Source organism: Weeksella virosa DSM 16922 (assembly GCF_000189415.1).
Lineage (GTDB): Bacteria > Bacteroidota > Bacteroidia > Flavobacteriales > Weeksellaceae > Weeksella > Weeksella virosa.
In genome coordinates this window covers 394,732-416,864 of record NC_015144.1, presented here as the reverse complement: position 1 = coordinate 416,864, position 22,133 = coordinate 394,732, and the positions used below count along the sequence as shown (strand labels likewise).

17 protein-coding genes and 1 pseudogene are annotated in these 22,133 nt (G+C 35.8%); 13 read left to right on the top strand and 5 right to left on the bottom strand.

Translation table 11 applies throughout. The features are described from left to right. The first annotated feature begins 41 nt into the window (after window positions 1-41). From WEEVI_RS02135 to WEEVI_RS02110, 6 genes are all read left to right on the top strand, one after another. Entirely contained in the window at window positions 42-1,079 is a 1,038-nt protein-coding gene (locus WEEVI_RS02135; protein ID WP_013597530.1) for a PLP-dependent cysteine synthase family protein, read from the top strand. Between the two features lie 93 nt (window positions 1,080-1,172). Next, window positions 1,173-2,432, top strand: a complete 1,260-nt coding sequence (locus WEEVI_RS02130) for an aminotransferase class I/II-fold pyridoxal phosphate-dependent enzyme (RefSeq protein ID WP_013597529.1) — start codon at window positions 1,173-1,175, stop codon at window positions 2,430-2,432. A gap of 134 nt (window positions 2,433-2,566) precedes the next feature. Beyond that, complete coding sequence (gene serC / locus WEEVI_RS02125) at window positions 2,567-3,637, top strand: 3-phosphoserine/phosphohydroxythreonine transaminase (protein ID WP_052295752.1); 1,071 nt, start codon at window positions 2,567-2,569, stop codon at window positions 3,635-3,637. Window positions 3,638-3,707: 70 nt separating this feature from the next. Beyond that, a complete protein-coding gene (locus WEEVI_RS02120; protein ID WP_013597527.1) occupies window positions 3,708-4,667 on the top strand; it encodes a D-2-hydroxyacid dehydrogenase in 960 nt (319 codons plus the stop codon). Then, window positions 4,660-5,907, top strand: a complete 1,248-nt coding sequence (locus WEEVI_RS02115) for a DUF1015 domain-containing protein (protein ID WP_013597526.1) — start codon at window positions 4,660-4,662, stop codon at window positions 5,905-5,907. The genes WEEVI_RS02120 and WEEVI_RS02115 overlap by 8 nt, the downstream gene beginning before the upstream one ends. Further along, window positions 5,904-6,545, top strand: a complete 642-nt coding sequence (locus tag WEEVI_RS02110) for a YggS family pyridoxal phosphate-dependent enzyme (protein ID WP_013597525.1) — start codon at window positions 5,904-5,906, stop codon at window positions 6,543-6,545. Before WEEVI_RS02115 ends, WEEVI_RS02110 begins: the two co-directional genes overlap by 4 nt. Before the next feature lie 95 nt (window positions 6,546-6,640). Here the strand turns inward: WEEVI_RS02110 and WEEVI_RS10875 are convergent, their stop codons facing one another. The 3 genes from WEEVI_RS10875 to dnaN are packed head-to-tail and all read right to left on the bottom strand — an operon-like array spanning window position 6,641 to window position 10,652. After that, complete coding sequence (locus tag WEEVI_RS10875; protein ID WP_013597524.1) at window positions 6,641-7,069, bottom strand: META domain-containing protein; 429 nt, start codon at window positions 7,067-7,069, stop codon at window positions 6,641-6,643. 12 nt (window positions 7,070-7,081) lie between these two features. After that, window positions 7,082-9,511: a phenylalanine--tRNA ligase subunit beta gene (pheT, locus tag WEEVI_RS02100; RefSeq protein WP_013597523.1), complete on the bottom strand. Its 2,430-nt coding sequence runs from the start codon at window positions 9,509-9,511 to the stop codon at window positions 7,082-7,084. 22 nt (window positions 9,512-9,533) lie between these two features. Beyond that, the gene (gene dnaN, locus WEEVI_RS02095) at window positions 9,534-10,652 is read right to left on the bottom strand and encodes a DNA polymerase III subunit beta (protein WP_013597522.1); all 1,119 of its coding nucleotides are present in this window, start codon (window positions 10,650-10,652) and stop codon (window positions 9,534-9,536) included. Between the two features lie 235 nt (window positions 10,653-10,887). Between dnaN and WEEVI_RS02090 the strand changes: the two genes are divergently transcribed. The 4 genes and pseudogenes from WEEVI_RS02090 (at window position 10,888) to WEEVI_RS02075 (ending at window position 15,449) form a co-directional block, all read left to right on the top strand. Beyond that, complete coding sequence (locus WEEVI_RS02090; protein ID WP_013597521.1) at window positions 10,888-11,169, top strand: GNAT family N-acetyltransferase; 282 nt, start codon at window positions 10,888-10,890, stop codon at window positions 11,167-11,169. Window positions 11,170-11,173: 4 nt separating this feature from the next. Beyond that, complete coding sequence (locus WEEVI_RS02085; RefSeq protein ID WP_013597520.1) at window positions 11,174-11,806, top strand: carbonic anhydrase; 633 nt, start codon at window positions 11,174-11,176, stop codon at window positions 11,804-11,806. A 28-nt stretch (window positions 11,807-11,834) separates the two neighbouring features. Beyond that, a complete protein-coding gene (locus WEEVI_RS02080) occupies window positions 11,835-14,681 on the top strand; it encodes a hypothetical protein (protein ID WP_013597519.1) in 2,847 nt (948 codons plus the stop codon). 10 nt (window positions 14,682-14,691) lie between these two features. Then, a pseudogene (locus tag WEEVI_RS02075) lies at window positions 14,692-15,449 on the top strand (SDR family NAD(P)-dependent oxidoreductase). A 126-nt stretch (window positions 15,450-15,575) separates the two neighbouring features. On the opposite strand, the gene WEEVI_RS02070 reads toward WEEVI_RS02075, so the two are convergent. Further along, window positions 15,576-16,166 (bottom strand): DUF937 domain-containing protein, encoded by a 591-nt coding sequence (locus WEEVI_RS02070; protein WP_013597517.1) that lies wholly within the window; start codon window positions 16,164-16,166, stop codon window positions 15,576-15,578. Window positions 16,167-16,256: 90 nt separating this feature from the next. Between WEEVI_RS02070 and WEEVI_RS02065 the strand changes: the two genes are divergently transcribed. The 3 genes from WEEVI_RS02065 to WEEVI_RS02055 all read left to right on the top strand — a co-directional run bounded on the left by WEEVI_RS02065 (window position 16,257) and on the right by WEEVI_RS02055 (window position 21,322). Continuing rightward, window positions 16,257-17,303 carry a GyrI-like domain-containing protein gene (locus WEEVI_RS02065; RefSeq protein ID WP_013597516.1) on the top strand — a complete coding sequence of 349 codons (1,047 nt, stop codon included), beginning with the start codon at window positions 16,257-16,259 and terminating at the stop codon, window positions 17,301-17,303. Between the two features lie 193 nt (window positions 17,304-17,496). Continuing rightward, on the top strand, window positions 17,497-20,319 hold the full coding sequence (gene uvrA, locus WEEVI_RS02060; RefSeq protein WP_013597515.1) for an excinuclease ABC subunit UvrA: 2,823 nt from the start codon (window positions 17,497-17,499) through the stop codon (window positions 20,317-20,319). A 547-nt stretch (window positions 20,320-20,866) separates the two neighbouring features. Next, window positions 20,867-21,322: a Dps family protein gene (locus WEEVI_RS02055; RefSeq protein WP_013597514.1), complete on the top strand. Its 456-nt coding sequence runs from the start codon at window positions 20,867-20,869 to the stop codon at window positions 21,320-21,322. A 75-nt stretch (window positions 21,323-21,397) separates the two neighbouring features. On the opposite strand, the gene WEEVI_RS02050 is transcribed toward WEEVI_RS02055, so the two are convergent. Further along, window positions 21,398-21,727 (bottom strand): YegP family protein, encoded by a 330-nt coding sequence (locus tag WEEVI_RS02050; protein ID WP_013597513.1) that lies wholly within the window; start codon window positions 21,725-21,727, stop codon window positions 21,398-21,400. Window positions 21,728-22,133 lie beyond the last annotated feature (406 nt).

The window sequence follows — 22,133 nt, the reverse complement described above, 5'->3', positions numbered from 1 at the left end:
AAATTCTTAGTTTTGTAGCTTGTATAAAACAATAAATTGAAATGACTGGTAAGTATAACAATGTTTTGGAACTAATAGGGAATACCCCGTTGGTTCGACTAAACAGAATTAACCAAAACATTCCTGGTGAGGTCTATGCCAAGCTCGAATGTTATAATCCGGGCCATTCAACAAAAGATAGGATAGCTTTACACATAATAGAAGAAGCAGAGAAAAAAGGTTTATTAAAACCAGGTTCTACCATAGTTGAAACTACATCTGGTAACACAGGATTTAGTGTAGCAATGGTCAGTATTGTAAAAGGATATAAATGTATTTTAGCCGTTTCTGATAAGACGAAAGCAGAAAAAATTGCCTACCTAAAAGCTTTAGGTGCTAAGGTGTTCGTTTGCCCAGCCAATGTGCCAGCAGATGATCCGCGTTCGTATTATGAAGTTGCAAAAAGAATTGCCGCAGAAACCCCTAACTCTTTATATATCAATCAATACTTTAATTTAGGCAATACAGAGGCGCATTACCTCACTACAGGACCCGAAATTTGGGAACAAACAGAAGGTAAAATTACTCATCTGATTGGATGTTGTGGAACAGGTGGTACGTTATCTGGTTCTGCACGTTACATTAAAGAACAAAATCCAGGGGTGAAAATAATAGGGGTAGATGCTTATGGTTCTGTTTTGAAAAAATACCATGAAACGGGAGAGCTAGATCCTAACGAAATTTACTCTTATAGAATAGAAGGTATGGGTAAAAACTTGATTCCAGACGCATTGGATTTCTCAACAGTAGACCGTTTTATTAAAGTAACGGATGAAGATGCAGCATATCGCACACGTGAAATTGCTCTGAAAGAAGGAATCATGCCTGGCTATACATCAGGAGCTGCTACACAAGCCTATAAAATTTTGGCAGAAGAAGGTGAGTTTAATGAAAATTCTAAGGTGGTTATTCTATTTCCTGATCATGGATCTCGATATATCACAAAGGTTTATAGCGACGAATGGATGGCGGAGCAAGGATTTACAAATAGCAAACTAAATGGATTAGAATCCCGAGCTACCATCGATTATATTAAGTAATGAAAAATACGTTAAGATAAGGAACAATATAACAGAAGTAGGTGAAAGAAATTTTATCTACTTCTTTCCGTTAAAAATAAAAACAAACTTAAAATGGATATTTTTGAACGATTAAGACAAAACCCTGGTCCTTTAGGACAATTCGCAGACTATGGTGAAGGCTACTATGTTTTCCCGCAACTAAAAGGAGAGATTGGGCCTGTAATGGAGTTTCAGGGAAAAAAAGTGATAACTTGGTCTATCAATAACTACTTAGGTCTTGCTAATCATCCCGAGGTAAGAAAAGTTGATGCAGATGCAGCAGCAGAGTATGGAATGGCTTATCCTATGGGAGCTCGTGCAATGTCAGGACAAACCGATTTCCATGCACAATTAGAAGATGAATTAGCAGAATTTGTGCAAAAAGAGGCAGCATATCTAATGAACTTTGGTTACCAAGGAATGTTGTCGACAATAGATGCTTTGGTATCGAAAAATGACGTAATCGTGTACGATGCAGAATGTCATGCCTGTATTGTAGATGGTGTACGGCTACATTTTGGAAAACGATTTATCTTTCAACACAACAACATAGAAAGTTTCGAGAAAATCATCAAACGTGCTCGTACATTAGCCGATAAACAAGGTGGAGGAGTATTGGTAATTACAGAAGGAGTGTTTGGTATGACAGGAAAACAAGGGATTCTGAAAGAAATTTGTGATTTGAAAGATACCTACAATTTCCGTCTATTAGTCGATGATGCACACGGTTTCGGTACACTTGGTAAAACAGGAGCTGGAGCAGGAGAAGAGCAAGGTTGTCAAGATAAAATTGATATTTACTTCTCTACTTTTGCAAAATCGATGGCAGGATTTGGAGCTTTTATCGCAGGTGACAAAGAAATTATCCGAATCTTGAAATATAACTTACGATCACAAATCTTTGCCAAGTCATTGACTATGCCAATGGTAATAGGAGGGTTGAAAAGATTAGAATTATTACGGTCTAAACCAGAACTGAAAGACAAATTATGGCATAATGTAAACAAAATCCAGAAAGGATTAGTAGAAAGAGGCTTTGATATCGGAGGATCTAATACGTGTGTTACACCAATTGTTTTGAATGGTTCACCAATCGAAGCGACACTTTTGGCAAAAGAAATGCGTGAAGAGTACGGAATTTTTGTTTCGGTAGTGGTTTATCCTGTTATCCCGAAAGGAATGATTATTTTCAGAATAATTCCAACCGCCGCACACGAAGACGAACATATAGAATATACTTTAAACTCGTTTGCAGAAATCAGGGGTAAACTAGAAGGTGGCTATTATAAACGAAAAGCAGAAGAATTGAATATAGATTTCATTCAATACTAAAAAAAAATAAAAAAGTCTTCAATTTTTTGAAGGCTTTTTTTTATATCCAAACTTTTTTAGTCCAAAACCGTAGTAATAGAGCGATAAGAATTTGTATCTTTGATACTACTCTAACAATTAGAAAATATCCCACCATGAAAATTCATAATTTTAGTGCCGGTCCATGCATTTTACCCCAGGTAGTGTTTGATAAAATGGCAGAAGCTTGCATAAACTTCAATCACTCTGGCTCGTCTATATTAGAAATATCTCACCGAAGAAAAGACGCTGTAGAAGTAATCGATACTGCAAGAGCTTTGGTCAAAGAACTGATGCAGGTTCCCGATAGTCACGAGGTTGTTTTTATGCAAGGAGGAGCTTCTTTACAATTCCCTGTGGTAGCCTATAATTTGTTGCGAGAAGGCGGAAAAGCATCTTACCTACAAACAGGCAAATGGGCAGAGAATGCAATTAAAGAAGCTAAAAGATTTGGAGAGATAGAAATTATTGCTTCATCAAAAGATAAAAACTATTCCTATATTCCAAAGAAATATACAGTATTCAATGATGTAGACTATTTTCACTGTACCTCGAACAATACGATTTATGGAACCCAAATGAAAGAGTTCCCTTCGGTAGAAGTGCCGATTGTATGTGATATGTCATCGGATATTTTATCAAGAGAAATAGAGGTAGACCGTTTTGGTTTGATCTATGCAGGTGCACAAAAAAATATGGGGCCAGCTGGCTCTGCTGTGGCTATCGTTCAAAAAGATTTGTTGGGGAAAACAGGACGTAATATTCCAGATTATTTAAATTACGCAACGCACATAGCCAAAGAATCTTCTTTCAATACATGGCCCGTTATTGCGATTTATGGCGTAATGCTAAATTTACAATGGCTAAAAGAACAAGGTGGAGTAGCAGCCATAGCGAAAATAAACACACAGAAAGCCGAAACTATATATGCCGAAATTGATAGAAACTCTATGTTCGAAGGTACGGCTGTAGCAGAAGATCGTTCGCAAATGAATGCTACTTTTGTACTGAAACAAGAGAACTTGAAAACAGATTTCGACGCTTTATTAAAAGAAGCTGGTATTGCATCATTAGCCGGCCATCGAGATGTAGGAGGTTATCGAGCTTCTATGTATAATGCATTACCGCTAGAATCTGTGCAAGTATTGGTAGAAGTAATGAAAAATTTCGAACAAAAGTTTGGATAAATCCAGACAATCACTATATTCTATATCGTAGGAAAGAAGAAAAATAACATCATAAAACGATTTATCTGAAATGAAAATATTAGCCAACGACGGAATTTCTAAATCAGGAAAACTTGCCTTAGAAGATAAAGGTTTCACGGTAGATACCACACATGTAGCACAAGAGCAATTAGCTAATTACCTGAATAAAAATAATATAGAGGTGCTTTTGGTACGTTCTGCAACCAAAGTACGACAAGATTTAATCGACGCTACACAACTGAAAATTATCGGCAGAGGTGGAGTTGGATTAGATAATATAGATGTAGATTATGCCAAAAGCAAGGGAATAGAAGTTATCAATACACCAGCCTCATCTTCTATTTCTGTAGCCGAATTTGTCTTTGCTCACCTTTTCGGGATTGTACGCAATCTTCATCAAGCGAACCGAACGATGCCGTTAGAAGGAGACTCTAACTTCAATGGACTAAAGAAAGCATATGGGAAAGCCTATGAATTAAGAGGAAAAACGATAGGAATTATCGGTTTTGGAAGGATAGGAGTTGAGGTTGCAAGAATTGCTATAGGCATGGGAATGAAAGTTGTCATATACGATAAAAAAGAAAAAAACAAAGCAGTAAAACTTCAGTTTTTTGATGGACAATCCCACACTTTTAATCTTGAAACTTCCTCAATGGATCAATTGCTTTCTACAGCAGACTTTATCAGCATTCATGTTCCATCTCAAAAAGGATATGTAATCGGGAGAAAAGAAATTGAAAAAATGAAAGAAGGAGTCGTTATTATCAACACAGCCCGTGGCGGAGTTTTAGACGAACGCGCTTTGGTCGATGCCATAGAAACAGGTAAAGTATTGGGGGCTGCTTTGGATGTTTTCGAGAATGAGCCACTACCAGAAATGGGGTTGTTGATGAACGAGAGTTTATCGCTTAGTCCACACATTGCAGGCTCTACTATAGAGGCACAAGACCGTATCGGAGCCGAATTAGCAGAACAAATTATCCAAATATATAATTTATCTCATGCCTAAGTTTTTACCTTTTCAGGGTTTGCGTCCGAATCAAGAAACCGCACAAGACTTTGTAACGCTCAATGTAGATCATTATTCGCGAGAAGAAATAGAGCATTATGTCAAAACTAGACCACACTCTTTTCTGCATATCATTCAACCAACATGGGACGGAAGCTTAGATTTTGAAACGCGTTATAAAAATGTTCGAGAGAATCTAGAAAAAGATATACAAGGTAAAATCATTTCACAAGATCGCTCTTCTATTTATATTTATCAGCTCAATAAACCAAATGGGTTGCAAACGCATGGAATTATGGGATTGGTAAGTATACAAGATTATCGTGACAATAAAATAAAAAAACACGAAGAAGTTTTGCAAGATAGGGTCGATATGTTTACAAATTATCTCATCAACACTCATTTCCATGCCGAACCTGTTTTGTTAACTTATAAACCCAATCAACGAATTGACTTGCTAATCGGCAATGAGCTAAAAAAACAACCAACGTTAAGAGTAAAAGAAGAAAACGGAAACGAACATTTGTTGTGGCGCGTAGATAATCGCTTGGTTTTAGGACAAATCAAAGAATCGATTTCTAGATTAGAAAGTTTATACATTGCAGATGGACATCACCGTATGGCAAGCTCAGAAAAATACACAACCCATCAAGAACAACACACAGAAGTAATATACGGTACAGAAACTTTTCATTATACTTTAGCCATGTTAGTTTCTAATGATGATTTGATAATACATGATTATAATCGTTTGATTATCAATCTTAATGGGTTAACTACTCAAGAATTTATAGATGCTTTGAGTACAAGTTATGATGTGGTTGCAAAAGGCAATGAAATGTCAATGCCTACCAAAAAACATCACATCGTCCTCTATATCGATGGGGAGTATTACAATCTATATGTAAAAGATGATATTGTAGATACAGAAGGTCTAAAAGAATTGGATACCTATATTTTCGAACAAACAATTTTACGGCCGATTTTGGGGATTACCGATTATAGAAATGATCAACGCATTCGTTACCTGAAAGGCAGTAGCGATAGTAGAAGTTTAGAAGAAATAAAAAATAATGTAGATCAAGGCAAGGCTGTAGCTGGATTTGCATTTTATCCAATTAATGTAAACGACTTGCAACTGATTGCTGATCTTGGTCTTACTATGCCACCAAAAAGTACCTATATAGAGCCAAAACCTTTAAGTGGTTTTGCGATTTTTGATTTAAAAGAAGAAGAATGACAATAGCAAAAAACCTACAAACAATTAAGAAAACTTTACCCGAAAATGTAACCCTGGTGGCTGTTTCTAAAACTCATTCTATTGAAGAAATTTTAGAAGCTTATTCTGCAGGACAACGAGTTTTTGGAGAAAATAAAGTACAAGAACTTACCCAAAAACAAGAACTTCTACCCAAAGATATCGAATGGCATATGATTGGTCACCTACAACGCAACAAAGTGAAATATTTGGCACCTTTTGTTTCATTAATCCATGGAGTAGATAGTTTGAGACTTTTGGTAGAAATCAATAAACAAGCTCAAAAAAATAACCGTATCATCAAGGTTTTATTACAAAAATATATAGCTGAAGAAGAAAGTAAATTTGGGATGGATGCAGAAGAAATCGAGGAAATTCTTAGTAATCATGCACAAGAGTTGAGCAATGTAGAAATTGTTGGCTTGATGGGGATGGCAAGCTTTACCGACCAATACGAAATTGTTCGTGAAGAATTTCGTACCCTAAAGAAAACCTTTGATCGTTTGTCGAAAAACTATCCAAAACTTACCATTTTATCAATGGGAATGAGTGGTGATTATCCTATTGCAATAGAAGAGGGAAGTACCATGGTGCGAATAGGAAGTGCGATTTTCGGGTAACGAAATTATGGCTAATTTCCCAATGTATAGCTGATTTATAGATACAAAAAGCCTTGCAAGTGCAAGGCTTTTTGTATAATCTATACGATTGATTGTTATAATGCTTTGAAACGAATCAACACTAAATTATCTTTGAATAAAGAAAGATTTTTCCCATTGATTTCGTATCGGTTAACTTCTCTCAACATATCAAGATACGCTTTTTCTTGGTTCATTTGTGGACAGTAAACTTTGGTAGAGCCTATCTCAGAAAAACGAATTGTCGTTGAGTTCAAAGTAGCTTTACCTTGGTAAGAATTACAGCCTGCAAAACCATTCACCGTCAGACCATCTTCGTACCGAAAGTTTAACACGACATCTTGTTGGTCGAGTCCTTTTACATTTCCGGTATTGTCTTGTAGAACCCATTTATTGGTTTCCAAGATTTGTTTTATTTTCGAGAAATCTGTCACAGGAGCTGCTGTCTGACAAGAATTCATAAAAAATCCAATCATCAAAACAAGGGTTAGTCTAATTTTTTGCATACTATAATTTTTTTATCGTAAACTCGCACCAAAACTCTTTTCGTACAAGTGGATTAATTTTTTCATTACCCTATCAACTTCATCGTCGCTTAGGGTTTTCTGATTGTCTCTGAAAAAGAAACTCAGTGCATACGATTTTTTATTACCAACCGGTAATTTATCTCCTTCGTATACATCGAAAAGATGAACGTCTTTTAAAAGCTCATTTTTAAGACCAAAAGCTGCATTGTACAACTCTTGGTACGTTGTTGTCTGCGGCAATAATAGAGCCAAATCTCGTCGAGAGCCTGGGAATTTCGGAATTTCTTTATATTTAAGCGGTTGTTGGTTCACCATCGACAGAAGAACATCCCAATCTAGTTGTGCATAGTAAACTGCTTGGTTGAGGTCGATTTTCTTCAATAACTTTTGGTTAACAATTCCAGCATACCCCAGAACTTTTCCGTTAGTAATGAGTCGGATACCTTCTTGTAAGTTTGCATCTTCTGTTGGTGACTCCGAATCTATTCGTAATCCTAAGCGTTCGAATAGCTGGTTTATCACTCCTTTTAAATCATAGAAACTTGCTTTGCGCTGATTCTTGGTCCAATTTTCTCCACCAATATCTCCGCTGACAACCAAAGACAATTGTTTACTTTCTTGATAAGTATTATTTAGTTTAGTGTAAATTTTTCCGAATTCATAAAGCTTGATGTTTTTATTCTTTCGATTGACATTGAAAATTACATTTTCGAGTAATCCCGTAATTAAGCTTCTTCTCATCACTGCTAGATCGGCACTTAGAGGGTTTAGCATTTCTACAAATTCACCATCTGGGAAATGGAATAATTCTTCGTACTCTTTTTTTATCAACGAGTTGTTCATCGCCTCATGAAAGCCAAAAGCATTGAGTTCTCGTGCAACAAAATCTTCAACTTTTTCTGGATTTGTTTTGTTGGATGGTATAATCGAAAAACTTACTTTTTCTGGTTCTGTGATATTATCATACCCATATAAACGTAAAATTTCTTCAATTAAATCCACTTCACGATGTACATCTACACGATATGCCGGAACCAAAACTTCTACTTCTTCGTCGTTTTCTTTTATCGTTTTGATTTCTAAATAGGTGAATATTTCCTTAATTTTCTCTTTCGGAATTTCCATCCCAAGCAACTGATTTATTTTCTTATACCGTAAAGTAATCGGAAAATCTTCTATAACTTTAGGATAAAAATCATCTATATCCGAGGCGATTTCAGCATTGGCATATTCTACTAATAAAAGTACGGCTTTTTTTAGTGCATCTATCGTTAGGGTAGGATCTATTCCGCGCTCGAAACGGAAAGATGCATCTGTATTTAGAGCGTGAGCTTTAGCACCTTTACGAATAGTTACTGGATCGAAATAGGCACTCTCTACAAATAAGGACGTAGTTTCGTTGGTTACACCAGAGTTTTTACCACCAAAAACCCCAGCGATACACATAGGTTTTTCAGTATCAGAAATCATCAACTCGTGTCCTTTTAATGTGCGCTCGATTCCATCAAGGGTTGTGAATTTTGTATCTTTATTGGCAATTTCTACAACCACCTCTTGTCCCGAAATTTTGTCTGCATCAAAGGTATGTAGTGGTTGGCCAAGGTCATGCATCACGAAATTGGCAATATCTACAACATTGTTTACAGGTGTAAGTCCGATTGTGCGTAGTGCAGTTTGCAACCATTCTGGTGAGGGCTGAACATGTATATTTTTAAGGTAAACGCTTGCATACCTAGGGGCTGCTTCTGTATTTTTTATGTTGCTTTTTATCGGGTTTTTACCAAAATTTTCGGTAGGATATTGAGATAAGTCGTACGGCGTGAATTCTGCTTCGTAACCGCGAACTTTTAGGGCAGCAAATAAATCACGTGCTACACCGTAATGCGACATTGCATCTGCACGGTTTGGCGTGAGTCCGATCTCTATTAAATAATCTTCATCGATCGAAATGTATTCTAGAATGGATTCCCCGATTTGGTAGTTTTTGGGTAATACGAGAATTCCGCTATTGTCTTCACCTATTCCTAATTCTACCTCAGAGCAAATCATCCCATTGGATTCTTCACCTCTGATTTTTGCTTTTTTTATGGTGAAGCTTTCACCTTCTTTCGTGGGGAGTTGAGTCCCTTCGGTAGCAACTGCAACTTTCTGTCCGATAGCTACATTGGGTGCGCCGCATACAATTTGTACAGGTTCCCCATTCCCGAAATTTATTTGAGTAACTTTTAGTTTATCGGCATTGTTGTGTTTTTCTACACTGACTACTTCGCCTATAATAACTTTATCTAAATAATCTTTATTTCCACCAATTTTTTCCACGCCTTCTACTTCTAGGCCGATATTGGTGAGAATGGCAGAAAGTTCATCGACACTGATTGGGGTGTTGATGTATTTTCTTAGCCAATTGTATGAAATGTTCATGGGTTATTTTATCATTCGTTCATTAAGCGTTCAACATTACAGGCATCACCAGCATTAGGATTTCTTCACCTTCTTCTAATCCGTCGACAGGTTTAATGATTCCTGCACGGTTTGGTTCGGACATTTCTAATGTGATGTCGTCTGATTGTAAATTGTTGAGCATTTCGATTAAAAACTTCGAGTTGAAGCCAATTTGCAAATCAGTCCCGTTGTATTCGCATGGTAAACGTTCTTCTGCTTTGTTTGCAAAATCTACGTCTTCTGCAGAAATCGTCAAAGAGTTACCGATGAGTTTGAGGCGAATCTGATTGGTTGTTTTGTTTGAGAAAATAGCAACACGTTTTAGCGAACTCAAGAAAAGATTTCGATTGATAGTTAGAACGTTTGGGTTTTCTTTTGGGATAACTGCGTCGTAGTTAGGATATTTTCCATCGATCAAACGACATGTTAGTACAATGTTCTGGAATGTAAAACGAGTGTTGGTTTGGTTGTATTCGATGGTTACTTCGTCATTGTTACCTCCTAATATATTTTTTAGCAGGTTCAATGGTTTTTTAGGCATAATATATTCAGCTGCTTCAACAGATTGTAATCCAGTACGAGAATATTTTACCAAGCGATGTGCATCGGTAGCCACAAAATTAAAAACATCTGGCTGTGCTTGGAATAAAACTCCGGTCATTATCGGGCGAAGCTCATCATTTCCAGTTGCAAAAATTGTTTTTAAAATAGCTTCTGAAATTACACTTGCAGGTAATTTGGTAAGATGGGCTTCTTCTACATCGGGGGTCTGAGGGTATTCTGATGCATCTTCATAAGCCAATTGGTAGTTCCCTTGTTCGGATACGATTTCTAGTGTATTGCCATCTTTTTGTATGAATGTTAAAGGCTGTGCAGGAAATGTTTTTAGGGTATCGGTTAAAATTTTAGACGGTACTGCAATCTTACCTTCATCTTCAGATTCTACTTCGAATGTGGTTGAAATTGTTGTTTCTAAATCCGATCCTGTGATGGTTAATTCGTTTCCCTTCAACTCGAAAAGAAAGTTGTCTAAAATCGGTAAGGTATTGTTATTGTTGATAACACCACCAATCGTATTAACATTCTTTAAGAGTGTATTACTTGATACAATAAATTTCATAGCGTGAATTTTCCTTAAAAATATCTAACAAAAATAAGAATTAACAACTAATATATAACTACTTATACAAAAAAATATAGTCTATTTGTTAACACTTGAGAAATAAAAAATTATATTAAGAGTTCGATACTTCTTAATGGGTTGAAAATGAGTTGACAAAACCTTTTCAGTAAAGTTTTTCTAGTTTTGGTATTATCTTTGGTTCAACTTACATTTATAGAGAAATAATGAGTTTATGGAGATAAGAATAGAATTACAAGAGAACGATCAACAAAAAGAATTTTTTTTGTACGACGGTGATAAGAAAATAGGGGAGCTCACCTTTTCGGTGAAAGATGGCTACATGATCATCAATCATACAGGGGTAAATGTAGAATATCGAGGACAGGGGTTGGCAGAAAAATTAGTCCTCAAAGGAATAGATTATGCCAAAGAAAACAATCTAAAAATCAGACCATACTGCTCGTATGTTAGCAATTATATGATGAAACACCCCGAATACCAAGATATTTTATAATCGCATGGATATAGAAAAAATATTTGCTCATAACCAAGTATGGATCAAAGAGCATATCGATAGTAATCCTAATTTTTTTGATGAGTTAAGCGCTGGTCAAAACCCCGAGTTTCTCTATATCGGTTGCTCGGATAGTCGTGTAACTGCAGAAGAGCTATTGGGAGCAAAACCCGGAGAGGTCTTTGTGCATCGAAACATAGCCAATATGGTTGTCGGTTTAGACCTCAACACAACTTCAGTACTTGCTTATGCTGTAGAACATTTGCAAGTGAAACATATTGTTGTATGCGGACATTATAATTGTGGCGGCATAAAATCTGCTATGATACCAAAAGATTTAGGGATTATGAATCCTTGGTTGCGCAACATACGAGATGTCTATCGTTTACATGCTGATGAGCTCAACTCGATCGAAAATGAAGCGATGCGCTACAATCGATTAGTAGAACTTAATGTACAAGAACAATGCATCAACGTCGTGAAAAATCCTTTTGTACAACGCGCTATGGCCAATGGTCTTCGCGTGCATGGTTGGGTTTTTGATTTGTTTACCGGAAAATTAATAGATTTGGCGCTTGATTTTGATAAAATCCTAGAAAATATTAAAGAAATTTACGATATTAAACCAAATGCATGACACCAACTTTTTAACATCCAACTAGCTCATGAAAAATTTTTTTCAGCAACTTTGGAAGCGTAAATGGGCGAAAAGACTAAGTATCGCAGGAATAAGTATTGTTGCGGTACTTTTTATTCTAAGCCAACTCATTACCTATCTTATCAATAGCAAATTACCCGAAATTATCGAAGAGAAAAACGATACGCCTTATCACCTAACTTATGAAAATTTACGCTTTTCTTTGTTGAGGTCTTCACTTTCCTTGCGCGATGTTTCTGTTTCACCAAAAGATTCTACTCAAATAAAAGATTCTATCCAGGCGACCGGAAAAGTAGCGAAAATAGATGTAGTCGGTATTAACTTCATCAAGCTTCTTGCACAGAAAGAAGTCTCAGCTTATTCGATCAATATACACGAACCAATTGTCAATTACTACCTGCCCGATCGCAACAAAGAACCAAAAGATACCACCGAAGCGCAGGTCGGGAAAAGCCTGAAAATCTCTAAAATCAACGTGAGAAAAGGAGAGTTTAATTTGTTTTCGACTGATGGGAAACTACATTTGGCTCAAGTGCAGGGAATTGACATTGGTTTTCAGGGTGTGAAGTTCAGCGAACGAACAGTGGATAAAAAAATACCTTTTCGTTTTTCAGACTTTCAAATCAAAGTCAATGATCTATTTTTTATAGTTAAAAATAATCAGATAATCCGCTCTAAGAAGGTGAAATTAAACCCTCGTGAATTCGAGTTGAATGAATTTACAATGAAACCGTTGAGGATGAAAGGTAACAAGTTTTATCCAAACCATTCAAACAACGATTTACTCGACATAGAATCTCCACTTTTGCAGTTAACTAAGATGGATTGGGGTTTTACGAATGAAGATAAACTGTATTTTAAGACTGATTTAATAAAATTTACACAGCCTAAAATCACAATTTTAATGGCCGATGAAAAACCCAAAAAAGAAAATACAAAAAATATCGAAAATGTAAAAAGGCAAGCAAATGAAACCGAACTAATCACCATCCATCAACTACAGATAGAAAGAGGAAAAATACAATCGCTTTTATCCAATGCAGAAACAGTAAAATATTCGATAAGCAATGTAGATCTTAGTATAGAGGGAATAAAAATGAATGAATTGACCAGGACAAACCAAATTCCGATCGATTATAATACCTTCAAAATAAAACTAGATTCTATGTATTATCGATTGAATGAAATGCATACGATTCGCGCGTCTGATTTAGATTTGACGAATAGAAATCTGGTGCTCAAGAATTTTAAGATGAAACCCTTGATTTCTAAAAATCAGTTCAATAAAAACCAAACTCTAGCCAATACCTTGCTCGATATAGAAGCGCCAATTCTTAGGTTGAATAACAATCGTTGGGGATTTCTGCAAGATCAATTTTTTTTCAAAACACAGTCAATCAAACTCGATGAGGTAAAAGTGCGGATCATTGATCAGAAAAATCAGCAAGCAATAGCACGAAAATTGGATGAAACAACTCAAAAATTTTTAATCAACTTCAATCTTCAAGTAGACACGATTGCAGTCGATCATTCTCGTTTTACATCAGAAGGAAAGTTTGATTTTGATCGAGTGAATTTGAGGGTCTTCGGACTGAAGAATGATTACGGAAAACAATTAGGTGTTGACCATGTAATTTTCAATAAACCTGTTTTCACCATTTTCGGGCAACCAAGAAGAGTTGCACAAAGACAAGGGCAAACCAATCAACAATTCAACGATTACATTAGGGTGAAAAAACTCTCGTTGCTCAACGGAGAATTGTCGTTGATACCATATAGAAAGAAAGAACCTAATCTGAAGTTAAAGGATATTTGGTTGCGTTTTGATGATATAGAAATAGACCCAAAAACCATAAAAGATCCTATCCCGTTCGCTTATAAAAATGTTTTGCTACGCTCTTCGAGTTTAAATTATGATGTAAATTCCATTTATTATATGACAACCGGGAATATAGAGTTTAATAACGGTAATTTGTTAATGAATAAACTGTCTCTGAAACCGAAATTGTCCCGTAAAAACTTCAATGCCCAACTGAAAGTACAATCCGACTTGTATACGGTTAGCGTGGAAAAAATTAGTGGGAATGGTATAAAATGGGGAATCAGTCAACAGAATGATTTCTTTCTCACAAGCACATACATGAAGCTCGATCGCATGCATGCCAATATTTATAGAAGTTTGGTTCCGCCTGATGATTTGCGTAAAAAAACAATGTTCTCGCAAAAACTTCGAGAGATGAAATTCGGTTTAGGAATAAAAAAGCTACAAATAGCAAATTCTGTTTTGGAGTATGAAGAAGAAACTGCTAAAAGTATAGGGACAGGTAAGTTGACATTTTCTAATATCCAAACTACTATCAATAACGTGAATTCTGGCTATAAAAAAAGATCATTACCGGACGTTGTTGTCAATTGGCAATCGCAGTTTATGAATGGGGATTTGAAAGCGAAATGGACTTTCAATCCGATGGATCGTTCAGAAAAATTCAATATTCAAGGCACGATAAGCCAATTGCCTGCAAAAAAATTAGACCCGTTTTTAGTGCCTTATCTCAAAGCTTCGGCCGAAGGAAAATTCAATAATATAACCTTTAATTTTGATGGAAATGATAAAGTTGCCAACGGAGATTTTGGTATTTATTATCAGAACCTAAAAGTTAGTTTACTGAGAGATGATGGATCTAAAAGAAAATTTTTGTCCGCTATCGGAAATATAGCAGTGAAAAAAGATTCGCGCGGAGAAATGAAAAATAAAAAAGTAGAAAACATCGAACGAAAACAAGACAAATCCTTTTTTAATTTCTTCCTCGCATGTATCTTAGACGGTCTAAAGCAAACTTTGCTTATCGTATAAAATAAGAATCATGAAAAGAACCGCTTTTATAACCGGTGCGACCTCTGGAATAGGACGCGCAACAGCTGAGATATTAGCCGATAATTACCGACTAATTTTGTGTGGACGACGTGAAGAGCGTCTCGATGAAGTGAAAAAAGAACTCGAGCACAAAACAGAAATAACTACATTGCAATTTGATGTTCGCGATAGAAAGTCCGTTTTTAAGGCTCTTGATCACTTGGATAAAAATTGGCAAACAATTGATGTTTTGGTCAACAATGCAGGAAACGCTCATGGTTTGTCTACTTTTGATGAGGCAGATCTAGATGATTTAGAAGCAATGATAGATATTAATATAAAAGGATTAATATTTGTAACCAAAGCAGTTTTGCCATTTCTCAAAGAATCAAAAAATGCTCATATCGTAAACCTTTCCTCTATTGCCGGGAAAGAAGTTTACCCGCTTGGGGCAACGTATTGTGCATCGAAAGCAGCTGTAGAATCTCTGAGTAAAGGAATGAGATACGATTTGTTACCTTACGGGATAAAAGTCTCTAATGTGGCACCTGGAGCAGTGGAAACCGAATTCTCTTTGGTTCGATTCAAGGGTGATGTAGAACGTGCAAAGAAAGTTTCGAAGGCTATCATCCGCTTTTCGCAGAAGATATCGCAAATGCAATTTTATATTTATTAGAGCAACCTGAACATGTACAGATTGCAGATCTAACAGTTTTTCCGAAAGCACAAGCTGGAGGTACGGTAATTTATAAGGTAGAAAATAACTAAACTAAAAAAGTAAAAAGAAAAAAACGTTCAAACAAATACAAGAACGTTTTTTTTTTATGGAAAAATACAGCAATCTAAATGTAAAATCAATAGTATGAAATTGCTTTTGCAGAAAGTAAAGTTTCGTTATTTTTTGAAAAAACCTCCCAAAAACTTACTCCCTAAATCCATTAAATCATCCGTAATTTTCCCATCACCATTCTGGTCTAGAAGTTTTTCGAAACCAGAAAGATTAGCTCCACCTGGAGAATTTTTTCCGCCTATCAAAGAGCCCAAAAGACCTGTAATTCCCTGTGCATCTAAACCGTTTTGTTGTTTTTGTTTGCCCAAAAAATTCATTACAATTGGCGCCAAAATAGTCAAGACACTCAATACTTGTGCAGAACTCAAGCCAGATGAATCGCTAATAGATTTCTCTACTTTTGTTTGGTTGCTGCCTAAAATATGTCCCAAAATTCCTAAGCTATCTTGCTGATTAACACCACTGCTTAAAAAGCTGGCAAAATTATCGAAAATACTACCGTTGTGTTTTTCTAGAGCTTGGTTGATATTTTGTGCATCACCTTTAACAGCATTTTGGTTAAGTGCCGTTAATAAGATTGGTAAGGCAGATGAAATTGCCGATTGAGCTTGGTTCTCGTTTATACCCAATTGATTTGTTACGGTTTGTAACAGCTGATTTCCCATCGGGCCTTGCAATAAAGATGTTAAATCCATAGTCGATAAATTAGAATATCAAAAGTAATTGTTTTTATGCATAAATAAAAGTTAAGAATAATCTTATTTTTGTGTTCGACATTTATCGTTATGAAACAATTAAGTTTACTGCTTGCAATTTTTATTGCCCTGATTTTAGTTCTGCCAATTTTTCTGCCAAAAACCGAAATAGGTGAATACGAATTAGAGCTCGATGCTCCTGTAGGGCTTGTGTATGAGGAGTTTAATAACTTGCAAAATTTTTCACAGTGGGAAGATTTTATGGCCGATGATGAAGAGGTGAAAAAAGAAATTTCACCAAACCCGCGCGATATAAATGCATATTTACGATGGCAAAGTGAAAAGTCGGATATAGGAAATGGAGAACTGAAAATTGTAGACAACTCGATTAATGAATTTGTTTTGTATGAAGTGGATAATAGTGGGTGGACAGAAAATGGAACACTTCTCGTAACTTTCGAAGCTACAAATAACTCGAAAACCATTATAAAAGTCCGATACGAAAGCCAGAAAATGCCCTATCTATATCGATGGTATAATTTATTCCAGAGAGAAGACAATAAGATAGAAAAAAGCCTGAATCAGTTAGACGAATACGTCAAAACCGACCTTAAGAAACAGCGAAAAGAAGGAAAACTAATTGTAGGAGAATATCAAATTTACGATATGCCAGACAAGTCGTTGATTGCTATGAAAAGCGAAAGCAATCTGAATGAAAAGAAAATTTTAAGTAAAATAGATGAGTCATTCGAAGCAATTTATGATGTCTTGGTGAATAAGGAAGAAGAATGGCATATGGATTTAGGTTTTCCAACGATTTATTATTCTACATGGGATACGATAAAAAAACATACAACTTTTTATAGTGGTATCCCATTCAATGAGAATTTCCCGATGAATAAAAAACTACAGAAGGTCATCATCCCAAAAGGAAAATATTTGCTCACCTTGCATATCGGACCACGAAGCAAGAAAGCGATAACCATGACATTGATGAGAAAATATGCAGAATCGCAACAACTAAAATTGGGTGAAAAATATTGGGAAGTATTTCTCAACGACCCAAAAGAAACCGATAGTTTGTTGTTGCAATCACGTATATATTACGAAATTCGAGAGCCAAAAAAAATAAAATAATACCTTTTCCCAAGAAAAGAGATTGGTCTACTGGTTGAATGTACATCGATACATTTATCAACCATCTAAAATAAACTCTAATTCTATTTCTCGACAGAATATTCTTCTTTTGCAAACGAAGAGATATTTTAGCTAAAGAAACCTCTGTAAATCTCAGTAATTGGTCGTATTTTTGCACATTGTTTCTTAGATTATGAGTCAGGAGTTTATAGAAGTTTATGGAGCGCGCGAACATAACCTTAAAAATATTGATGTAAAGATTCCGCGAAATGAATTGGTGGTAATTACAGGCTTAAGTGGGAGTGGAAAATCTTCACTTGCATTTGATACAATATATGCAGAAGGTCAGCGTCGTTACATAGAAACCTTTAATGCTTATGCCCGTCAGTTTTTAGGAGGATTAGAAAGACCCGATGTAGATAAAATAGAAGGACTTTCTCCAGTGATTGCTATTGAGCAAAAAACAACTTCTAAAAATCCTCGCTCTACTGTCGGGACAATTACCGAAATATATGACTACTTGCGCTTGTTATATGCACGTGTTGCTACACCCTTTTCGTCCGAGACAAATGAGCCAATGGTAGCATATACCGAAGATCAAATTATCGATTTGGTAAGGCAAGAATACCATGAGCGTAAAATTGCTCTGATGACACCTTTGGTTAAATATAGAAAAGGACATTACAGAGAACTCTTTGTATTGCTTGCAAAAAAAGGATTCGATAAGGTTCGGGTCGATGGTGAAATACGAGATATAGAGCCTGGGATGATGCTAGACCGTTATAAAGCACACGACGTAGAACTTATCATCGATCGATTAATCCTCAAGGATTCTATTACAGACGAAAGATTGCGTTCGAGTATTCTACAAGCTTTTCAGCAAGGAGATGGAGTGATGATGGTCTACGATTATGAATCGGGAGGAACAAAATTCTTCAGTAAGAACCTGATGTGTCCTACAACAGGATTATCGTATGATTTGCCAGAACCGAACACCTTTTCATTCAATTCACCCAAAGGTGCATGTACAACTTGTGCAGGATTAGGAGAGTTAAAAGAACCTAATTTTGATTTGATATTTGATGATCCAAAAAAATCATTAAAAGATAATTTGGCGCCTGTTTTTGAGGTGTTGAAAAACACAACTCGACTGAAAAAACAACTCGAAGGAATTTTTGTAAAACATAACGTGGACGAAAAAACCCCTTACGGTAAATTACCACAAGCTTTTCTAGACGACCTGAAAAACGGAGTAAACGAAACGCTGGATGTTCAACTGAAATTTGCCGATGTAAAAAAAGTATATAAACTAGATTTCGAGGGGCTCGAAAGTTTTTTTCAAACCATCATTAGCGATAAAACTCACCCATCAAATCATACATTTACCAAACGCTTTTCTAGAAAAGTAACCTGCCCGACATGTCACGGAACACGACTACAACCCGAATCGTTACAATTCAGAATCGATAATAAAAATATTGCCGAAGTAGCCTCATTGGATCTTAGTGCACTTGCCACCTGGATAGAGCAAGTCCCGAAAATCTTGGATAAAACAACCAATATAATTGCACAAGAAATACTAAAAGAAATCGCAACACGTTTGCAATTTTTGTTAGATGTCGGCTTGGATTATTTATCACTCAATAGACCATCAGGAACACTCTCGGGAGGAGAAGCACAACGAATCCGGTTGGCTACACAAATTGGATCTCAATTGGTAAATGTATTATATATCCTCGATGAACCCAGTATAGGACTGCATCAACGCGACAATGTTCGCTTAATAGAATCTTTGAAAAAATTACGCGATATAGGCAACTCTGTTCTGGTTGTGGAGCATGATAAAGATATGATACTCGAATCGGATTATGTAATAGAGGTCGGGCCAAAAGCTGGAAGAAAAGGAGGTGAAATTGTTTGGTTGGGCTCTCCTACCGAAATGATGAAAACGCATACGCTAACAGCAGAATACCTCAACGGAGAAGAAAGAATAGAAATTCCAAAAAAAAGGCGAGAAGGAAATGGTTTAGAATTAGTTTTGAATGGTGCAACTGGAAACAATCTAAAAAATGTAGATGTTAGAATTCCTCTAGGAAAACTGGTGGTAGTGACAGGCGTTTCGGGAAGTGGAAAATCTACCTTGATTAATGAAACACTGTACAGAATCCTCAATCATCATTTTTTCCGTGCAGAGAAAGAACCGATGCCGTACAAAAAAATAGAAGGTCTAGAACATCTAGATAAAGTGATCGATGTTGATCAATCGCCTATCGGGCGTACACCTCGCTCTAATCCTGCAACCTATACCGGTATTTTTACGGATATTCGGAATTTATTTGCCAATTTGCCCGAGTCTAAAATTAGAGGATATAAGCCTGGTCGATTTTCGTTTAATGTGAAGGGAGGTCGATGTGAAACTTGCCAAGGAGCAGGAATGCGCGTAATCGAAATGAATTTTCTGCCCGATATTCATGTAAAATGCGAAACCTGTCACGGAAAGAGATTTAATAGGGAAACGCTAGAAGTTCGGTACAAAGGAAAATCAATTGCCGATGTGCTTGATATGACCGTGAATGAAGCAGTAGAGTTTTTCGAGCCTATCCCAAAAATCTATCAATACACTAAAATGTTACAGGATGTTGGTCTGGGATATATCACCTTGGGGCAACAATCGACAACCCTAAGCGGTGGAGAAGCACAACGCGTAAAATTAGCGACCGAATTAGCGAAGAAACAAACCGGTAAAACTTTATATATTCTCGATGAACCAACTACAGGACTACATTTTGAGGATATAAAAGTTTTGATGCAAGTTATCGATCAGATCGTAAATTTGGGCAATACCGTTATCATTATCGAGCATAATTTAGATGTGATAAAATTAGCGGATTATATAATAGATGTGGGGCCAGAAGGAGGACGAAATGGCGGAAAAATAATCGCTACTGGAACACCAGAAGAAATTGTGAAACAAAAGAAGAGTGTAACCGGTAAGTTTTTGCAAAACGAATTATAGTATTGTTCTACCATAAAGACCGAAATATTTATACAAATAAAAAAAATACAAGCAAGAGAAGTTTTTGTGTCGGAGAACAATTCATACAAGACCTCAGAAAGAAAAAGCTTTGTTTTTATGCCCTTTGTTTACGTATCAGTATGAACTGTTGGAATGTTGACTTTCGGCTTGTATACTATAAGGTTAACTAAATGAAAGGGTTGCAAATAACGATAACAAGTCATGCCAAAAACCAATTCCATACTATATTATTTTCAAGAGTAAATTTAATGATTTTTATTAGTTCTTGATGTGTAACTCGGTTTTTCTCCTTTATTTTGCAGTCCGTTTTCGAGAAGAACGTTTGAGGTACGCTGAGTTTACTTTCGAAAAACAAGTGATGCACGAAAAGTTAGTAGAAAGGTAGGAGATTAATCATAAAAAAAATAATTTCTTATTAAGTAAGTATAAGAAAATCCTATCATAGTATTGCTAATATCATTGAAAATTAATATAGAAATTGGGTAAAAAATCGGATATTTGCTCTATAACCAAAAAATAAGGAACTATGTTAACAAAAGAACAAAATAAAAAAGTAGCAGAGATTCTAAGTCAACTATTAGCGGACGAAAGCATTTTATATCTAAAAACTCGTAACGCACATTGGAATGTAGAGGGACCAGATTTCAAAACCGTTCACGTATATTTCGAAGAGTTGTATACCGAACTACAAGTGGTTATTGATGATGTTGCAGAAAAAATCAGAACCAAACAATACTATGCGCCTGCTACTATGAGTGAGTATTTAGAGTTGACACAGTTAAAAGAAGAACGTAAAGAAAAATACGATAGTTTAACTTTTATTGAAGAGCTACTCAAAGATCACGAAACCATTTGCGAATCGTTGAATAAAGCTATCCAAGAAATCGAAGAGTATCCAGATGTAGCGACATCAGATTATCTAACGGGCTTATTAGAGCAACACCAAAAAACAGCTTGGATGTTGCGCTCACATTTAAAATAGAAAGTAGTAAGTTTTTTTCATATTGTGTTAATTAGATATAGCCTTGCATGTTTTTTTGCAAGGCTATACTTTTTTCTATTCATTCTCAAGTTCGATGATATCAGCTTCTGGCGCATTGTTTTTCACAGATTCTATGCCTTTTTTCGCACCATTTTCTGATTCGTACAATTGGCTTGTCCCAATAACTTGTCCGTTTCCGGCAACCAAATTAAAATGCCATTTACTGTTGCTTGTTTCTTTTAGTTTGAATTTGCTGTCATCACTAGCATTTTTTTTCACCGATTCTATTCCTTTCAAACAGGCTTGTTTGCTCACATAACCTTCACTGGCTAAAATATTTTGACCGTTCTTAGCTTTCAATCGAAATCGAAATTCTTCTTTTTTGTCTTGATAAATTTCAAACATATTCCATGTGTTTTTGATTTAGTTATACTAAAATAAATAATTATTTTTTTCTATGAAAGTGTTTCGTGATCACATGAAGAAGAATTAAAAGAATTTCAATCAAAGCTCAGAGAAGTCTCAAGAATTGCTACTAATTATCCCGAAGATAATTAGTAGCGCAGCAAAGGTTACTTTAGAATTCGCAATATTTTTCATATATTACTTTCTGTATAAGGGCTATGGTTATTAAGATATTACGAATGTATAAGCAATTTTCGAATGATTTTCATACGAAAAATATGTAATGTAGAGTTTCTTATTCGATTAAATTTCATAATTAGGAAACATTGAAGTAGCAAAGAATAGATAAATTTACGAAAATGTAAAAATATTTTATTTACTATGCTTGCATAATAATTTTTTATAT

Excerpts from the sequence above, each read along its gene's own strand:
- WEEVI_RS02135 (WP_013597530.1), top strand. The coding sequence starts at position 42 with ATGACTGGTAAGTATAACAATGTTTTGGAACTAATAGGGAATACCCCG.
- WEEVI_RS02130 (WP_013597529.1), top strand. The coding sequence starts at position 1,173 with ATGGATATTTTTGAACGATTAAGACAAAACCCTGGTCCTTTAGGACAA.
- serC (WP_052295752.1), top strand. The coding sequence starts at position 2,567 with ATGAAAATTCATAATTTTAGTGCCGGTCCATGCATTTTACCCCAGGTA.
- WEEVI_RS02120 (WP_013597527.1), top strand. The coding sequence starts at position 3,708 with ATGAAAATATTAGCCAACGACGGAATTTCTAAATCAGGAAAACTTGCC.
- WEEVI_RS02115 (WP_013597526.1), top strand. The coding sequence starts at position 4,660 with ATGCCTAAGTTTTTACCTTTTCAGGGTTTGCGTCCGAATCAAGAAACC.
- WEEVI_RS02110 (WP_013597525.1), top strand. The coding sequence starts at position 5,904 with ATGACAATAGCAAAAAACCTACAAACAATTAAGAAAACTTTACCCGAA.
- WEEVI_RS10875 (WP_013597524.1), bottom strand. The coding sequence starts at position 7,069 with ATGCAAAAAATTAGACTAACCCTTGTTTTGATGATTGGATTTTTTATG.
- pheT (WP_013597523.1), bottom strand. The coding sequence starts at position 9,511 with ATGAACATTTCATACAATTGGCTAAGAAAATACATCAACACCCCAATC.
- dnaN (WP_013597522.1), bottom strand. The coding sequence starts at position 10,652 with ATGAAATTTATTGTATCAAGTAATACACTCTTAAAGAATGTTAATACG.
- WEEVI_RS02090 (WP_013597521.1), top strand. The coding sequence starts at position 10,888 with ATGGAGATAAGAATAGAATTACAAGAGAACGATCAACAAAAAGAATTT.
- WEEVI_RS02085 (WP_013597520.1), top strand. The coding sequence starts at position 11,174 with ATGGATATAGAAAAAATATTTGCTCATAACCAAGTATGGATCAAAGAG.
- WEEVI_RS02080 (WP_013597519.1), top strand. The coding sequence starts at position 11,835 with ATGAAAAATTTTTTTCAGCAACTTTGGAAGCGTAAATGGGCGAAAAGA.
- WEEVI_RS02070 (WP_013597517.1), bottom strand. The coding sequence starts at position 16,166 with ATGGATTTAACATCTTTATTGCAAGGCCCGATGGGAAATCAGCTGTTA.
- WEEVI_RS02065 (WP_013597516.1), top strand. The coding sequence starts at position 16,257 with ATGAAACAATTAAGTTTACTGCTTGCAATTTTTATTGCCCTGATTTTA.
- uvrA (WP_013597515.1), top strand. The coding sequence starts at position 17,497 with ATGAGTCAGGAGTTTATAGAAGTTTATGGAGCGCGCGAACATAACCTT.
- WEEVI_RS02055 (WP_013597514.1), top strand. The coding sequence starts at position 20,867 with ATGTTAACAAAAGAACAAAATAAAAAAGTAGCAGAGATTCTAAGTCAA.
- WEEVI_RS02050 (WP_013597513.1), bottom strand. The coding sequence starts at position 21,727 with ATGTTTGAAATTTATCAAGACAAAAAAGAAGAATTTCGATTTCGATTG.